Source organism: Kocuria sp. cx-455, assembly GCF_057707085.1.
Window position 1 is genome coordinate 152544 of record NZ_JBYIPM010000007.1, and the last position, 15672, is coordinate 168215.

General features: G+C 64.5%; 13 protein-coding genes. 4 read left to right on the top strand and 9 right to left on the bottom strand.

All coding sequences use genetic code 11. The annotated features are described in order from the left end of the window. Positions 1-15: 15 nt before the first annotated feature. Positions 16-738, top strand: a complete 723-nt coding sequence (locus AC3ENJ_RS11645) for an aspartate/glutamate racemase family protein (RefSeq protein ID WP_190781968.1) — start codon at positions 16-18, stop codon at positions 736-738. Between the two features lie 120 nt (positions 739-858). Next, positions 859-1905, top strand: a complete 1047-nt coding sequence (locus AC3ENJ_RS11650) for an NAD(P)-dependent alcohol dehydrogenase (RefSeq protein WP_431814175.1) — start codon at positions 859-861, stop codon at positions 1903-1905. A 19-nt stretch (positions 1906-1924) separates the two neighbouring features. Here the strand turns inward: AC3ENJ_RS11650 and AC3ENJ_RS11655 are convergent, their stop codons facing one another. The 4 genes from AC3ENJ_RS11655 to AC3ENJ_RS11670 all read right to left on the bottom strand — a co-directional run bounded on the left by AC3ENJ_RS11655 (position 1925) and on the right by AC3ENJ_RS11670 (position 7347). Further along, the gene (locus tag AC3ENJ_RS11655) at positions 1925-2782 is read right to left on the bottom strand and encodes a bifunctional allantoicase/(S)-ureidoglycine aminohydrolase (RefSeq protein WP_190807985.1); all 858 of its coding nucleotides are present in this window, start codon (positions 2780-2782) and stop codon (positions 1925-1927) included. After that, a complete protein-coding gene (locus tag AC3ENJ_RS11660; RefSeq protein WP_431814176.1) occupies positions 2779-4215 on the bottom strand; it encodes a DUF6986 family protein in 1437 nt (478 codons plus the stop codon). Before AC3ENJ_RS11660 ends, AC3ENJ_RS11655 begins: the two co-directional genes overlap by 4 nt. Continuing rightward, the gene (aceB, locus tag AC3ENJ_RS11665; protein WP_431814177.1) at positions 4212-5819 is read right to left on the bottom strand and encodes a malate synthase A; all 1608 of its coding nucleotides are present in this window, start codon (positions 5817-5819) and stop codon (positions 4212-4214) included. The genes AC3ENJ_RS11660 and aceB overlap by 4 nt, the downstream gene beginning before the upstream one ends. A gap of 133 nt (positions 5820-5952) precedes the next feature. Beyond that, the gene (locus AC3ENJ_RS11670; protein WP_431814178.1) at positions 5953-7347 is read right to left on the bottom strand and encodes an NAD-dependent malic enzyme; all 1395 of its coding nucleotides are present in this window, start codon (positions 7345-7347) and stop codon (positions 5953-5955) included. A gap of 200 nt (positions 7348-7547) precedes the next feature. Between AC3ENJ_RS11670 and AC3ENJ_RS11675 the strand changes: the two genes are divergently transcribed. Continuing rightward, positions 7548-8312, top strand: a complete 765-nt coding sequence (locus AC3ENJ_RS11675; RefSeq protein ID WP_431814179.1) for an IclR family transcriptional regulator — start codon at positions 7548-7550, stop codon at positions 8310-8312. Between the two features lie 80 nt (positions 8313-8392). Here the strand turns inward: AC3ENJ_RS11675 and aceE are convergent, their stop codons facing one another. The 5 genes from aceE to uraD form a co-directional block, all read right to left on the bottom strand. Beyond that, a complete protein-coding gene (gene aceE, locus AC3ENJ_RS11680; RefSeq protein ID WP_431814180.1) occupies positions 8393-11131 on the bottom strand; it encodes a pyruvate dehydrogenase (acetyl-transferring), homodimeric type in 2739 nt (912 codons plus the stop codon). A gap of 152 nt (positions 11132-11283) precedes the next feature. After that, positions 11284-12834, bottom strand: coding sequence for a nucleobase:cation symporter-2 family protein (locus AC3ENJ_RS11685; RefSeq protein ID WP_431814181.1), 1551 nt, complete (start codon positions 12832-12834; stop codon positions 11284-11286). Between the two features lie 87 nt (positions 12835-12921). Beyond that, positions 12922-13806 carry a factor-independent urate hydroxylase gene (gene pucL, locus AC3ENJ_RS11690; RefSeq protein ID WP_431814182.1) on the bottom strand — a complete coding sequence of 295 codons (885 nt, stop codon included), beginning with the start codon at positions 13804-13806 and terminating at the stop codon, positions 12922-12924. Positions 13807-13882: 76 nt separating this feature from the next. Beyond that, positions 13883-14209, bottom strand: a complete 327-nt coding sequence (gene uraH, locus AC3ENJ_RS11695; protein ID WP_095797655.1) for a hydroxyisourate hydrolase — start codon at positions 14207-14209, stop codon at positions 13883-13885. Beyond that, positions 14206-14700 (bottom strand): 2-oxo-4-hydroxy-4-carboxy-5-ureidoimidazoline decarboxylase, encoded by a 495-nt coding sequence (gene uraD, locus AC3ENJ_RS11700; protein ID WP_431814183.1) that lies wholly within the window; start codon positions 14698-14700, stop codon positions 14206-14208. Before uraD ends, uraH begins: the two co-directional genes overlap by 4 nt. Positions 14701-14898: 198 nt before the next feature. Here uraD and AC3ENJ_RS11705 point away from each other — a divergent pair, with 198 nt between their 5' ends. Next, positions 14899-15633, top strand: a complete 735-nt coding sequence (locus tag AC3ENJ_RS11705) for a glutamine amidotransferase (protein ID WP_431814184.1) — start codon at positions 14899-14901, stop codon at positions 15631-15633. The last annotated feature ends 39 nt before the right edge of the window (positions 15634-15672 follow it).

The window sequence follows — 15672 nt, forward strand, 5'->3', positions numbered from 1 at the left end:
GACAAGGAGAACATCATGCGCATTTTGACGGTCAACGTGAACACCACGGAGTCCATGACGGAATCAATAGCGGAGTCGGCGCGGAAAGTGGCCGAGCCCGGCGTCGACATCGTGGGACTGACCCCGCACTTCGGGGCACCCTCGTGCGAGGGGAACATGGAGTCCTACCTCGCCGCGGTGGGCGTGATGGACGCCGTGCTCAGCTACGACCAGCCCTTCGACGCCGTGATCCAAGCCGGATTCGGCGAACACGGCCGGGAGGGTTTGCAGGAACTGTTGGAGCAGCCGGTCGTGGACATCACCGAGGCAGCCGCAACCATGGCCACGTTCGTGGGCCGCAGCTATTCGGTGGTCACCACCCTGGACCGCACCGTTCCCCTCATTGAGGATCGGCTCCGGCTGGCGGGACTCATGGACCGCTGCGCATCCGTGCGGGCCTCCAACACCTCGGTACTCGATCTGGAGGCGGATGAGAACGCCGCGATCCAGTCCATCGTGGCCGAGGCGCAGCGGACCATTGACGAGGACCGCGCGGAAGTGATCGTGCTCGGCTGCGGTGGCATGGCCGCCCTGGAAGCAGCCGTGCGTGAACAATGCGGTGTGCCCGTGGTGGATGGAGTGGCTGCGGCGGTGACCGTGGCACAGTCGCTCGTGCGGTTGGGGCTGAAGACCTCCAAGTCCCGTACCTACGCTGCGCCGCTGCCGAAGGACCTGACGGGATTTCCGTTCGGGCGGTGAGGGGACAGCGCCGTTAGGGCCCGTCCCCTCGCCGCCCGACCCGGGATGACCGCACGCCCACGGCGAACCACCTTCCCCGACAATGACGTACCCCATGAGCGGGGTCTAGAGTCTCCTCCCATGACTACTAACGTTGCTGCCTATCAGGCCGTTGCTTCCGGCGCCCCTCTGGAGAAGGGCACCATCGAGCGCCGGGACCTGCGCCCGGACGACATCCGCATCGAAATCGAGTTCGCCGGCATCTGCCACTCGGACATCCACACCGTGCGTGAGGAATGGGGACCGATCGACTTCCCCATGGTCCCGGGCCACGAGATCATCGGCCGCGTCACCGAGGTCGGATCCGAGGTCTCGAAATTCACCGAGGGCGAGCGCGCGGGCGTGGGGTGCCTGGTGGATTCCTGCCGCGAGTGCGAGTGGTGCCTGAAGGGTGAGGAGAACAACTGCCCCAACGCCGTGGGTACGTACAACGGTGTGGACCGCTTCGACGGCCGTCCCACGGACGGCGGGTACGCCACGGAGATCGTGGTGTCCGAGGCGTTCGCGCTGCACATCCCCGAGAACCTCGATCCGGCTGCCACCACGCCGCTGCTGTGCGCCGGCATCACCACGTACTCCCCACTGCGCACGTGGGGCGTCACCGAGGGCTCCAAGGTGGCCGTCGTGGGCATGGGCGGCCTGGGGCACGTGGCCGTGAAGCTCGCAAAGGCCATGGGCGCGGAGGTGACCGTCATCAGTCAGACCCGTTCCAAGGAAGAGGACGGCCGCCGTTTCGGCGCGACCGACTGGATCGCCCGCAAGGAGGACCCCGAGGCGCTCAAGAACCACAAGGGCGTGTTCGACGTCATCATCAACACCGTCTCGGCGCACATCGACGTGCAGGAGTTCATGGCCACCCTGCGTCCGCACGGGGCCATGGTGCTGCTGGGGCTGCCCACCGAACCCCTCGAGGTGAGCGCCCCCCTGCTCATCGGCGGCCGCAAGTCCCTGACCGGTTCCAACATCGGCGGCATCCGCGAGACCCAGGAGATGCTGGATTTCTGCGGCGAGCACGAAGTGACGGCGGAGATCGAACTGATCAAGGCCGATGACATCAACGACGCCTACGACCGCGTGGTGGGTTCGGACGTGCGCTACCGCTTCGTGATCGACGCCAAGACGTTGTGAGGTCCTGAGCCCTCAGGCGTCAGCGCCCCGCGTGGCCTCCCAACGTCAGCGGGGCGTGGCGGTTGACGTCCTTGTACAGCAGGTAGCGGAAGGGTTTGGGGCCTCCGGCGTAGCAAGCCTGCGGGCAGAAGGCGCGCAACCACATGAAGTCGCCCTCCTGTACCTCGACCCAGTCTTCGTTGAGCCGGTACACGGCCTGGCCCTCGAGCACGTAGAGCCCGTGTTCCATCACGTGGGTTTCTGCGAACGGGATGATCCCGCCGGGCTGGAACGTCACGATGGTCACGTGCATGTCGTGGCGCACGTCCGCCGGATCAACGAACCGCGACGTGGCCCAGCGACCCTCGGTTCCGGGCATGGGTGTGGGCTCCACGTCCTGATCGCTGGTCACGAAGGATTCCGGCTTCTCGACGCCCGCGACCTTCTGGTAGCGCTTGCGCACCCACATGAACCGAGTTTCCTCGGAGCCGCGGTTGTGCACGGTCCACGTTTCACCGGGGGCGATGAACGCATAGCCGCCGGGGTTGAGGGTGTGAATGTCGTCGTCACCGGGCTCGTCGCCCAGGGTCAGCTCGAGGGAGCCTTCCATGACGAACAGCACCGCTTCCGCATCCGGATCGTCCTCGGGCTTGTCCGAGCCGCCTCCGGGGGAAACCTCCATGAGGTACTGGGAGAACGTCTCCGCGAAACCGGTCAGCGGCCGAGCGAGCACCCACAGCCTGGTGCCTTCCCAATGGGGCAGGAACGAGGTCACGATGTCGCGCTGCGTGCCTCGCGGAATCACCGCGTAGGCCTCCTTGAACATGGCCCGGTCGGTCAGCAGATCGGTCTGCGGCGGGTGGCCACCGTGGGTTGCCCAGTACGTGCGTTCGCTCATCGTGTCTCTCCTGTCTCAGAATGTTCAGCGTTCGACGCCGCCGCGCCCGTTTTCGCGATCGAGCTCACCGTTTCCGGGGTCAAGCCGGCGGTGCGCAGCTCGTCCTCGGTGACCGCACCGCACAGCGTGCCGCGCAGGATGTAGCGGGCCAGGGCGCGAGCGGTGGCAGGTTCGTCGGCCACGTCTGCGGCTTCAATACCGGGTACCGACCGGCGCGCGTAGACCTCCAGGCGGTGGGCGGCGGTGTCGAATCCATCGCGGTAGAACGCGTAATTGGTCAAGAAACGCGTGGGCAGCTGGTGGGCGTGCAGATCCCAGCCCTGGTAGTACCCGCGCTCCAGGGACTGGCGGACCAGGCGCGCGTGCAATGCCCAGGACTCGCGGCGCTGGGCGGTGTCCCCCACGGGCAACTGGTTGGTGGACCCGTCGGAGAGGTGCACACCCGTACCGGCCACTGCCACCTGCATGACGTTCTTCGCGAAGTCCGCGGCGGGATGTTCCATGGACTGGAACTGCGCGGAGATCCCCAGGGACGCCGAGTAGTCGTAGGTGCCGTAGTGCAGCGACGTTGCACGGCCCTCGGCGGCGCGCAGCATCGCGGGGATCAGGCACGTGCCGTCCAGCCCCAGGATCATGGGGGCCGTTTCCATTTGGATTTCGAAGCGCAGTCGGCCGTTGGGCAGGCCCAGCGCATCCTCGAGTGTCCGGCACGCTTCAACCATGACGTGCACCTGGTCCACGGAGGAGACCTTGGGCAGGGTCAGCACGAGTCCGGCAGGCAAACCATCCGAGCTCACGCCGGCCTCGATCAGGCCTCCCTCGCGCACCAGGGTGGTGACGAAAACGTCCAGGGACCGTAGGCCACGGGCGCGGGTGGCCGCTTCGAAGCATTTGAATCGAATGCCCGCGAAGGCCGGTGCCGGCGCGGAACCGCCGGCCCTGTTGATCGCGAACTGCGCCACGGTGCGCGCGGCCTGGGCCGCGGCGGCATCCTCTTCGCCGTCGGAGCGGTTGCCGAACCCGTCTTCGAGGTCCAGCCGCAGGTCCTCAATCGGTTCGGTCTGCAACTTGGCGGCCACGCGATCCACGACGTCGCTCGCGCCGTGCCCGGTGAGACCCGCCAGTTCGGCGAGCTCTCGGAGTCCGCCCGCTTCATCGGCGGCGGCCTGTGCGGCGTGGCCCCATTCGGCGGGGGTGTCCACGGTGACGAGGTCGGCCGGGATGTAGCACGTGTGCACGGGCTGGCGAACCCCGGAATCACCCGGGAAGAACCGTGCCAGGTCCGCGTCGGTGCCTGCGAGCACCAGATCCGCTCGCTGGTAGAACGCGGTCGGCAGGCTCGCGCCGGCCGGGATGGCCCCCGCCGAGCCGCGGGCGGCGGCGTCGGCGGGAGCGGCGGAGGCGACTCGCGCCCCGAGAATGGATTGTGTCATTTGGCCCCTTCCATGAGGTCATACGCGGGCAAGGTCAGGAAGTCCGGGTAGTTGGCGCTCAACACCATGTCGGAGATGAGCTTGCCCGCCGGGACGAACCACTTCTCATAGTTCTCGGCGTCGATTTCTTCCTTGAGGACACCCAACTGCTTCTCCAGGGCATCAGCGACCAACTCGCGCGTTGCGGTGTTTCCGGTGTCGGTGTAGACCACACCGTTCTTGATCTGCTGCCAGATCTGGGAGCGGGAGATTTCCGCGGTGGCAGCATCCTCCATGAGGTTGTGAATGGCCACGGCGCCGTTACCGGACAACCAGACCGCGATGTAGCGGATGGCCACGTAAAGATTGGCGTTGAGTTCTTCCTCGGTGCGCTGATCGCCGGCGGAGGGGACGTCCAGTAGCTGCTCGGGGGTCACGGAGACCTCAGGGCGCTGGCGGTCCACCTGGTTGGGCTTGTCGCCCAGCACGCCGTCGAAAACTTCCAGGCACACGGGCACGAGGTCCGGGTGGGCCACCCAGGAGCCGTCAAAGCCGTCGTTGGCTTCGCGGGTTTTGTCGTTGCGGACCTTCTCGAAGGCTGCGCGGTTGACCTCTTCGTCCTTGCGGGACGGAATGAACGCGGCCATGCCACCCATGGCGAACGCGCCGCGCTTGTGGCAGGTCTGCACGAGCAGCTCGGTGTAGGCGCGCATCAGCGGCGCGGTCATGGTGACCGAGGAACGGTCGGCCAGGATGAACTTCTCACCGGCATCGCGGAAGTACTTGATGATCGAGAACAGGTAGTCCCAGCGGCCGGCGTTGAGACCGGAAGCGTGATCGCGCAGTTCGTAGAGGATCTCGTCCATTTGGAAGGCTGCGGGGATGGTCTCGATGAGCACCGTGGCGCGAATGGTGCCGTGTTCGATACCCAGGTACTCCTCGGCAAACGTGAACACGTCGTTCCACAGGCGCGCCTCCAGATAGGACTCCATCTTGGGCAGGTAGTAGTACGGACCGTGGCCGTTGTCCACCAGCTGCTTTGCGGTGTGGAAGAAGTGCAGACCGAAATCGGTGAGCGAACCGGAGCCTTCCGTCCCGTTCACGGTGATGTTGTGCTCGGGCAGATGCCAGCCGCGCGGGCGGGTCACGACCACGGCGAGCGGCACATCCCCGCGCAGCGTGTACTCCTTGCCCTCGGGGGAGGTGAAGGCCAGTGTGCCGCGGGCGGCCTCGCGCAGGTTGGCAATCGCGTCGATCTGGTTGGCCCAGCTGGGGCTCGCGGCATCCTCGAGGTCGGCCAGCCACACCTTGGCACCGGAGTTCAGTGCGTTGATGGCCATCTTGGCCGGCGTTGCGGGGCCGGTCATTTCCACGCGGCGGTCCTGTAACGCCCTGGGTGCCGGGGCAACCTTCCAGTCCCCCTCGCGCACCTCGCGGGTTTCCTCCGGGAAGTCAAGGATGCCGGTCGACGCGGCCCGCTCGCGGGCGGTCTCGCGCTTGCCCAGCAGCTCTTTGCGGCGGCCGTTGAACTTCTCGTGTAGTGCCTCGATGAACGCCAGTGCCTCGTCGGACAGGATCTCGGTGGCCGCGGCCACACTGTGCGGGGTGTTGTGGGTGATGGTCATGGTTGCCTCCTGGAAATTTCGGGTGGTGCTGGTAGTGCTGTCGTGCCGGCGGTGCGTGGTCTTGCTCGAAACGGTGGGCGGGCGGCGCCGTCGTCTTGTCCACGGCGACGCCGCCGCCCGTCAGGTCGCTGCGTTACTGGCCGTCTTCGCCCAGTGCGGTGTTCTTGACCGCTTCCGCCACGGCCGGGGCCACATTGGGGTCGAACACGCTGGGGACGATGAAGCTCGCGTTGCGCTCGTCCGGTTCCACGCAGTCCGCGATGGCCTTGGCCGCGGCCACGAGCATCTCGGAGGTGATGTCCGAGGCTCCGGCGTCCAGCAGGCCGCGGAACAGGCCCGGGAAGGCGAGCACGTTGTTGATCTGGTTCGGGAAGTCACTTCGACCGGTCGCGACCACGGCGGCGTGCTCGGCGGCTTCGGCAGGGTGCACCTCGGGGTCAGGGTTGGCCATGGCGAACACGATGGCGTCATCGGCCATGGTGGCGATGTCCGCACCGGTGAGCACGTTGGGTGCGGACACGCCGATGAAGACGTCCGCGCCGGCCACCGCGTCCTTGAGTGAACCGGAGAAGTTGTTCTTGTTCGTGTTCTCGGCCAGCCACGTGCGGTGGGGGTCGGTGTAGGTCTCACCGGAGTGGATGGCGCCGTTACGCGAGCACGCAATTACGTTGGCCACGCCGTTGGCGAGCAGCAACTGGATGATGGCGTTGCCGGCAGCGCCCACACCGGAGACGACCACCTTGACGTCCTCGATCTTCTTGTCCACCACGCGCAGGGCGTTGTAGAGGGCGGCCAGGGTCACGATGGCGGTGCCGTGCTGATCGTCGTGGAAGACGGGGATGTCGAGTTCTTCGCGCAGGCGGGCCTCGATCTCGAAGCAGCGCGGAGCCGCGATGTCCTCGAGGTTCACACCGCCGTACACCGGGGCCATGGCCTTGACGATGCTGATGATTTCCTCGGTGTCCTTGGTGTCCAAGCACACGGGCCAGGCGTCAACGTCCGCAAAGGCCTTGAACAGAGCGGCCTTACCCTCCATCACCGGAAGGGCCGCGGCGGGGCCGATGTCACCCAGACCGAGCACTGCGGTGCCATCGGTCACCACGGCCACTGTGTTGCGCTTGATGGTCAGACGGCGAGCGTCCTCCGGATTCTCTGCAATGGCCATGCACACGCGGGCCACACCGGGGGTGTAGGCGCGAGAGAGATCGTCACGGTTACGCAGGGACACGCGCGGGGTGACCTCGATCTTGCCGCCCAGGTGGATCAGGAAGGTGCGGTCGGAGATCTTGTGGACGTTCACGCCGTCCAGGGCGTTGAGCGCGTCGCGGACCTCGTCACGGTGTTCAGCGTTGGAGACGTTGCAGCTGATGTCGATCACCACGCTGGTGGGGTGCGATTCGACAATGTCCAAAGCGGTCACCTGGGCGCCGGCAGCGGAGGCGGCGGTGGTGATTTCACTGGTCGAGTTGAACGTAGCGGGCGCCTCAACTCGCAGGACCATGGAGTATCCGGGGCTGGGTGTAGACATCTGTATGAAGTTCCTTTCAGACCGAGCGGAACCCTCGCTCCACTTCTTTATCCGCATTGTGGAAAAATATTTCCACTTATTGAATCGTAGATGTAGTCTGGGATGAAAGACAAGACCCGTGTGAGAGTTATTTCACATGGTGACATCGGACGGACCGTCCCGGATGGGGTCTCCGTCCATCAGGAAAGCGAGTTGGCGCCATGGCAGAAGGTAAAAATGGGGGAGGAGTCCAGTCGGTCGAGCGTGTGTTCGACCTGCTGAACATCATCACCGCATCCGGGGGCGAGTCCTCCCTGAGCGAGCTGGCACACAGGGCCGAGCTCCCACTGCCCACCATCCACCGTTTGCTGCGCACTCTCGTGCCCCTGGGGTACGTACGTCAGCTGCCCAATCGCAGTTACGCGCTGGGTCCGGGCCTGATCCGTTTGGGTTACACCGCCAGCCTGCAATTGGGGACCTACGCGCAGCCCGTGCTGCAGCAACTGGTCCAGGCGCTCGGCGAATCCGCCAACATGGCCGTGCTCGACGGCAGCATGGTCGTGTACGTGGGCCAGGCGCAGTCCTCGCAATCAATGCGCATGTTCACCGAGGTCGGCCGCCGTGCGCCCCTGCACAACACGGGTGTGGGCAAGGCCATCCTCGCCACGCTCCCGGAGGAGCAAGTGGTGTCCATTGTGCACTCGATGGGCATGCCCACCCCTACGCCTAAGAGCCTGGGTACCGTGGACGCTCTGCTCGACGATCTCGAGGGGATTCGCGAGCGCGGTTACGCCATTGACGACGAGGAGCAGGAGATCGGCGTGCGCTGTTTCTCCATGGCCCTACCCAACGCCCCCACACCCACCGCGATCTCGGTCTCCGGACCCACCACGCGCGTGGACTGGGACTTCGGCGATCGCGCCGTCCCGCTGCTGCGCAACGCGGCCGAGGAGTTGTCCCGGCAGTTCGTGCCGGCGGGTTCCTGACGCCTGCCGAGGTAGCGAACGCCCCGCCGACGCCGCCGCAGCCCCCCGATCTTTTGGGGCCGCGGCGGAACCGAGTGGGATCAGGCGTCCCCGCCGGCGTTGCCGGAGGTGCCTGCGTTGGGATTGAGCAGGTCGTACTTGTCGATGGCCTGCTGGGGAGCCTCCGCGTCCACCTCACCGGAATCCGCGAGCATCTCCAGCGTGCGCACCACCATGGAGTGGGCGTCGATGTTGAAAAAGCGGCGCGCGCCGGCACGGGTGTCGGAGAAACCGAACCCGTCCGCCCCCAGCGAGGCCCACTCGTTGGGTACGTACTGGCGAATCTGATCCTGCAGATCGGAGGCGAAGTCCGACGTCGCCACGACCGGACCCTGGGTCGCGCCCAGTGTCTCGGTCACGTACGGGATGCGACGGCTCTCTCCGGGATGCAGGAAAGCGTCCCGCTCGGCGGCCAGGGCGTCACGACGCAGGTTGGTCCACGACGTCACCGACCAGACATCGGCCGAAACACCCCACTCGTCCGCGAGGATCTGCTGTGCCTCTAGGGCCCAGGCCACGCCCACGCCGGAGGCGAGCAACTGCGCCTTGGGGCCCTCCTTCTCGGCCGGTTTGAGCAGGTACATGCCCTTGACGATGCCCTCGACATCCACGTTCTCCGGCTCCGCCGGCTGGTGGATCGGCTCGTTGTAGACGGTCAGGTAGTACATCACGTTGTGGTCCTCATCGCCCGTGCCGTACATGTGCTCGATACCGCGCTTGATGATGTGCGCAATTTCGTAGCCGTAGGCCGGGTCGTAGTGGATGACGGCCGGGTTGGTGGCCGCGAGCAACGGCGAGTGACCGTCCGCGTGTTGCAGGCCCTCACCGGTGAGTGTGGTACGTCCTGCAGTGGCGCCGATGATGAAGCCACGGGCCAACTGGTCAGAGGCCGCCCAGAACGAGTCACCCGTGCGTTGGAACCCGAACATTGAATAAAACACGTAGAACGGGATCATGGCCTCGCCGTGGGTGGCGTAGGAGGTGCCCGCAGCGGTGAACGCCGAGGTCGCACCGGCCTCATTGATGCCCGGGTGCAGCAGCACCCCTTGCGGTGATTCCTTGTAGGCCAGCATGAGCTCGCGGTCCACGGAGAGGTAGTTCTGCCCGTTCGGGTTGTAGATCTTGGCGGTCGGGAAGAACGAGTCCATACCGAACGTGCGCGATTCATCGGGGACGATCGGCACAATGCGGTGGCCGAAGTCCTTCTCGCGCATCAGGTCCTTCAGAATGCGCACGAAGGCCATGGTGGTCGCGGCCAGTTGCTTACCGGAGCCCTTCTTCCCCGAGGCATAAGCCTTATCGGACGGTAGCGCAATGACCTTCTGCGCGTGCGGACGATCCGGGACAAATCCACCCAGTTCTTTCCGGCGTTCCAGGAGGTACTTGATCTCGGGGGAGTCCTCTCCGGGGTGGTAGTACGGCGCGTTGTAGAGGTCCTTCTCGAGTTCCTCATCGCTAATGGGAATGCGCAGGTGATCACGGAAGACCTTGAGGTCATCCAGGGTCAGCTTCTTCATTTGGTGGGTGGCATTGCGGCCCTCGAAGTGGGTACCCAGACCGTAGCCCTTCACCGCTTGCGCCAGGATCACGGTGGGCTGACCCTTGTGCTCCATGGCTGCCTGATACGCCGCGTAGACCTTGTGATAATCGTGGGCACCGCGCTTGAGCTTCCAGATCTCGTCGTCGGACATTTCCGCCACGAGCTCTTTGGTCTCGGGGGACTTGCCGAAGAAGTGATCTCGGACGAACCCACCGGACTCGGCCTTGTACGTCTGGTAGTCACCGTCCAGGGTTTCGTTCATGATCCGCACCAGGTCGCCGGTGGTGTCCTTCTCGAGCAGGGTGTCCCACTCGCGGCCCCACACGACCTTGATGACGTTCCAACCGGCACCGCGGAAGAACGCTTCCAGCTCTTGGATGATCTTGCCGTTACCGCGCACCGGACCGTCCAGGCGCTGCAGGTTACAGTTGACCACGAAGGTCAGGTTGTCCAACTTGTCGTTGGCCGCCAACTGCAAGAGTCCGCGGCTTTCGGGCTCATCCATTTCGCCGTCACCGAGGAACGCCCACACGTGCTGGTCGGCGGTGTCCTTGATGCCTCGGTTGTGGATGTAGCGGTTGAACTGCGCCTGGTAAATCGCGTTCATCGGGCCGATGCCCATGGACACTGTGGGGAACTGCCAGAAATCCGGCATGGAGCGGGGGTGCGGATAGGACGAGAGCCCCCGCGGCGCCTTGGTCTTCTCCTGGCGGAACGCGTTGAGATCCTCTTCGGTCATGCGACCTTCGAGGAACGCGCGCGCGTAGTTACCGGGGGAGGAATGGCCCTGCCAGAAGACCTGGTCGCCGCCGCCGGGATGCTCGGGGCCGCGGAAGAAGTGATTCAAGCCCACTTCGTAGAGTGTGGCCACACCGGCGTACGAAGAAATGTGACCACCCACCCCGATCTCCGGGTGCTGCGCGCGATGCACCATGACCGCCGCGTTCCACCGCAGGTAGGCGCGGTAGCGCCGTTCGATCTCCTCATCGCCGGGAAACTCCGGTTCCTGGTCCACGGGAATGGTGTTGACGTAGTCCGAGGTGGTCACCATGGGCACACCCACGGAATGCGTGCCCGCGTGCTGCAACAGCGCGCGCATGATGTACTGCGCGCGCTCGGTGCCTTGGGTCTCGATCAGACCGTCGAAGGACTCGATCCACTCCTGGGTTTCCTCGGAGTTGGCGTCTTTGAGGTTGTTGGTCAACCCGCTCAAAATATGGTGATTGCTTGAAGGCTGCACAGTTTCTCCTGCAGTGTCACGGTGGTTCACCGATGTGGCACCGCGGCTGCCAGGCTCCGGTGGGGGCCTGGCAGCCGCGAGATTTTTTGTAGGGCGACGACACCGCTCGGTGCCCTCGCGCTCGATGGTCGCGAGCGGCGTCGTTGTCCTGGCTAGTGATCGTTGGTCGAGGACCCGGAGCGATTCTGCACGACCGGGGCCTGAATAACCTCGCCCGACGCCGTGATGGCGGGAACTTCTTTACCCTCGGAGTCCACGAGTTTGCCGTTCTTGATGGTGTCGCCCTCGCGCAGCGATCCCTGCAGGTGCTCGAGCGACTCAAGTCGAACGTAGCGGGGTGGTGCCGCGGTGAAGACCGATCCTTGGCCCTTGGGCGGGTTACCCAGCTTGATCTCGTTGAACAGGATGTTCAGCAGCACGGCTGCCACGGCGGCGGAGGAGATACCGGAGTGGAAGATGGTCTCGAACCACGCGGGGAAGCCGCTGTAGATCTCCGGAGCGGCAATCGGGAGCATGCCGATACCGATGGCGGTCGAGACGATCACCAGGTTGGGCGTGCCCTGGTACTTGACCTTGCCCAGGGTGCGGATACCGGAAGCGGCCACGGTGCCGAACAGCACGATGCCCGCGCCACCGAGGACCGGCATGGGAACCGCGGCCACCACCCGACCCAGGATGGGCAGCAGGCCCAGGACCAGCATGATCAGGCCACCGGCGGTGACCACGAATCGGCTCTTCACGCCGGTGATGGCGACCAGGCCGACGTTCTGCGCGAACGCGGACTGGGTGAAGCCGTTGAACAGCGGTGCCAAGAAGGACGCACCCATGTCCGCACGCAGACCGTCAGCGATTCGACGGCGGTCCACCGTGGTGTCCACGATCTCGCCCACGGCAATGATGTCCGCGGTGGTTTCCGTGAGGATCACCAGCACCACGATGGTCATCGAGATGATGGCCGCGGGCTGGAAGGTGGGCGGGCCGAACGCGAGGGGCTCGGGGAGGGCGAACACGGCGCCGTCCGTGACTCGGGAGAAGTCGGCCATGCCGATGGCCAAGGCGAAGAGCGTGCCCAGGACGATGCCCAACAGGATGGACAGTCGTGAGACGATCGCGCTGCGCACCTTGGACAGGAGCGTGATGATCAACAGTGTGGCACCGGCCAGACAAACGTTCTTGAAGATCGCGTTCTCATCCCCGGAATTCGCGACGGCGGCTCCGCCCATGGCCCACTGCGCGGACACGGGGAACAAGGACAGACCAATGGTCGTGATGACCACGCCGGTGACCACGGGCGGGAAGAATCTGATGATGCGCGCGAAGAACGGCGCGATCAGGAAGCCAATGGCCGCTGATGCCATCACCGCGCCGAAAACCGCCTGTATCCCGCCGTCACCGTTGACGATTGCGGTCATGGTGGCCACACCGGCGAACGAGGTGCCCTGGACCAGAGGCAACTGGGAACCGAAGAACTTGATGCCGAAGGACTGGAGCACGGTTGCCAGGCCGCCGACGAACAGACAGCAAGCGACCAGGAGCGCTTGCTCGTTGGTGGACAGACCGGCTGCGCCACCCACGATCAACGGCGGAGCAATGATGCCGCCGTACATGGTCAGAACGTGTTGGAATCCGTAGCCCAAGCTCGGACCCGCGCCGAGGTACTCGTCCTCGGGCCGCTTGACCTCGGTCGTAGCGGTTTGTGACATTGGGAAGCCTTCCTAGAAATGAGTGAGCCGGCGTGTCCCCGCCCTGGCCTCAAGAAGCGGGGACACATCGGTGGTGGAGCAGATGGCTCAGCAGAAGCCGGTGATGCCCATCCAGGCGTGCTCGTCCTCGGCAGCGCCCTTGCGCTGCACGGTGGCCTCGATCAGGCCGAACGGACGATCAGCCGCGTAGTGGGTTTCATTGTTGTTCTCCAGGTCGCAGAAGCTCAGGTCATAGACGAAGTGGTGCTTGTTGGGGCACGAGAACTTGATCTCGTCGATTTCCGGGTGAGCCTCGATGACGGCCTTGCCCATGAGATACAAGGTTTCCTGCAACGCACGGGAGTAGTGGTCGGTGAACTTGGTGAGCATGATGTTCTTGACGTCCTCGTACACAGCGTCGAAGTCGACATCGGTAGTGTTGTACCGCCAGCGGGTCGCCACGTCCGTGGACATGATGCGGTCCGTGGTTTCCTGCAGGGTCGTGTACTGGTCCTTGGGGTAACCCTCGAAACCGGACTCGGTGGACTTCAGGACGGTGAGGTCCTTGAAACCGGAGATCACGGTCTTCTTGTCACCGTCCGTGACGAGCACGGAGGTGCGGACTTCTTGCTTGTTCTGGACAAAGCAGTGGTCATTGTCATTGATGCGATCCCAGCGATATTCGTCCGCTGCCCAACGGCCGCCGGTGATCCACTCGAACTCGCCCGTGAAGTGATCGGAGAGCTTGAGGAGCAGGTCCTCCGGGGACTTGATGTCGTACTGCTGGGCAAACGCAAACACCGTGTTCTTCTGGGTGTCGGTGGGAACGCAATGGGCGTTGTCGCCCTTGGTGTGCACCTCGGTCAGGTCACCGCGCAACTGGGAGGTGACCACCAGGTCGCGAATGATGTGGCGGTCGTTGTCACGGTTGATGCGCACCACGTGGTTCTGCGCCTTGCCGTACTGGTTTTTTCCGAGAACTACTTCGGTCATCGTGATCTACTCCTGTGAGGAAATTGAGTGTGCTGTCTGAGTGGATCGGCAATCGTCGACGGGGTCGGCTCCTGGGTCAACTGCCGCGGTATGTGGAATACGCAAACGGGCTCAGCAGCAAGGGCACGTGGTAGTGGCCCTGCTCCTGTCGCACCGAGAAATCCACTGAGACGAACGGATAGAACGTCTCAAGCTCGCGCCCGGCAAAGTACGGCTCGGTTGCGAAAATGATCCGGTAATGGCCGGACTCCAGGGTCTCTGGGCCGAGTTCGGTGACTCGGCCGTCCTCATTGGTGGTGGCGGTGCCAAGTTCTTGGCCTTCGCCGGTGAGGAGCGTGACGTCGATTCCCTGGGCTGGGCAGCCGTGCACGGAATCAAGAACGTGTGCGGATATGAAGCTCATGACAGGATCCCTTCGATGCGGAGGAGTGCAATCTGACGAAGTTGCTCGGCAACTTCGGTGCGCTCGTCTTCCGGGGTGTTCTGCAGGCGGCGCTGCAGTTCTGACAAAATCTCGGGCAATGAACGGCCGGCGGCACGGATCAGGAAGACCTGGCCGAAGCGCTCTTCGTACTCGGCGTTGCCCCGGGCGAGCTCGGCGTTGAGGTCCGCCGTGGACTCACCCAGCCCGGCCTGCTCGTTGCGGGAGAGATCGGCTTCTTTGGACTCCCCGGCGGCGCGCTCGCCGATCTTGGGGTGGTGCGACAACGCCTGGTCGAGCTCTGCGTCCGTGAAAGGGTGAGCGGCATCGCGGGCGGCGGCCAGGACGTCGTCGATGGTGTCGTACGGCCGGCCGGCCACGATCTCCTCGATCCAGCGCTGGATGTCCAGAGCGGGACGAACGGTCTCCACCGCCGTCCGTCGATCCGTGTCGTTGAACTCGCTGAGCGTCATTGCATTCCCCATATTTTCGCTATGTGAAATCTAAATTCCATATGAAGATAGTGAACTGGATCACAAGACGGAAGTCAAGGGGGTGAGCCGGAGTTTTCAGAACCGAAACCAGGTGTCATTCGGCTGTAAGGCACAACAAGGCGTGACGCACACCGGCGCGCGCGAGGCGGGTGCCGGAACGGTGCTTACGATGAGGTCATGAAACCGTTTGTACTGCTGGCCACCCGGCCCGAAAACGATGTGGCACTGGAGGAATATGATGCCGTGCTGCGTTTCGGTGGCCTGCAGGAATCCCAACTCGAACACGTGCGACTGGAGAAGGGCCCGGTTCCGCAGTTGGAGCTGGACAAGTACAGCGGAATCATTGTGGGCGGCTCGCCCTTCAACTCATCGGATCCTGCGGAGGAGAAATCGGCCACGCAGCACCGGGCCGAGGAATGGATCAGCGCTCTCCTGGACGAGGTGGTGGCCCGTGACTTCCCGTTCCTGGGCGCCTGCTACGGCGTGGGCACATTGGGAACCCACCAGGGGGCGGTGGTGGACCGCACCCGCAGCGAAGAGGTGGGGCCGATCACCGTCACGGTTACCGATAAGGGCGCCAAGGACCCCTTGCTGTGCCACCTGCCGGGGGAGTTCACCGCGTACGTGGGGCACAAGGAAGGCACGCGATCGCTGCCCGCCAATGCGGTGTTGCTGGCCACCGGAACCGTGTGCGAGGTGCAGATGTACCGGATCAAACAAAATCTCTACGCCACCCAGTTCCACCCGGAACTCGATCCGCAGGGTCTGATCAACCGGGTGGTCGCCTACAAGGATCTGGGGTACTTCCGGCCGGAGGACACCCACACCGTCATCGACCGGGTCAAGGACGGCCCCGAGGTGGATCAGCCCAAGAAAATCCTGGCGGCGTTCGTGGACCGTTACGCGGTGTAGGGACACACGTCCGCTGCACACGCCCGTGACAATGACCGC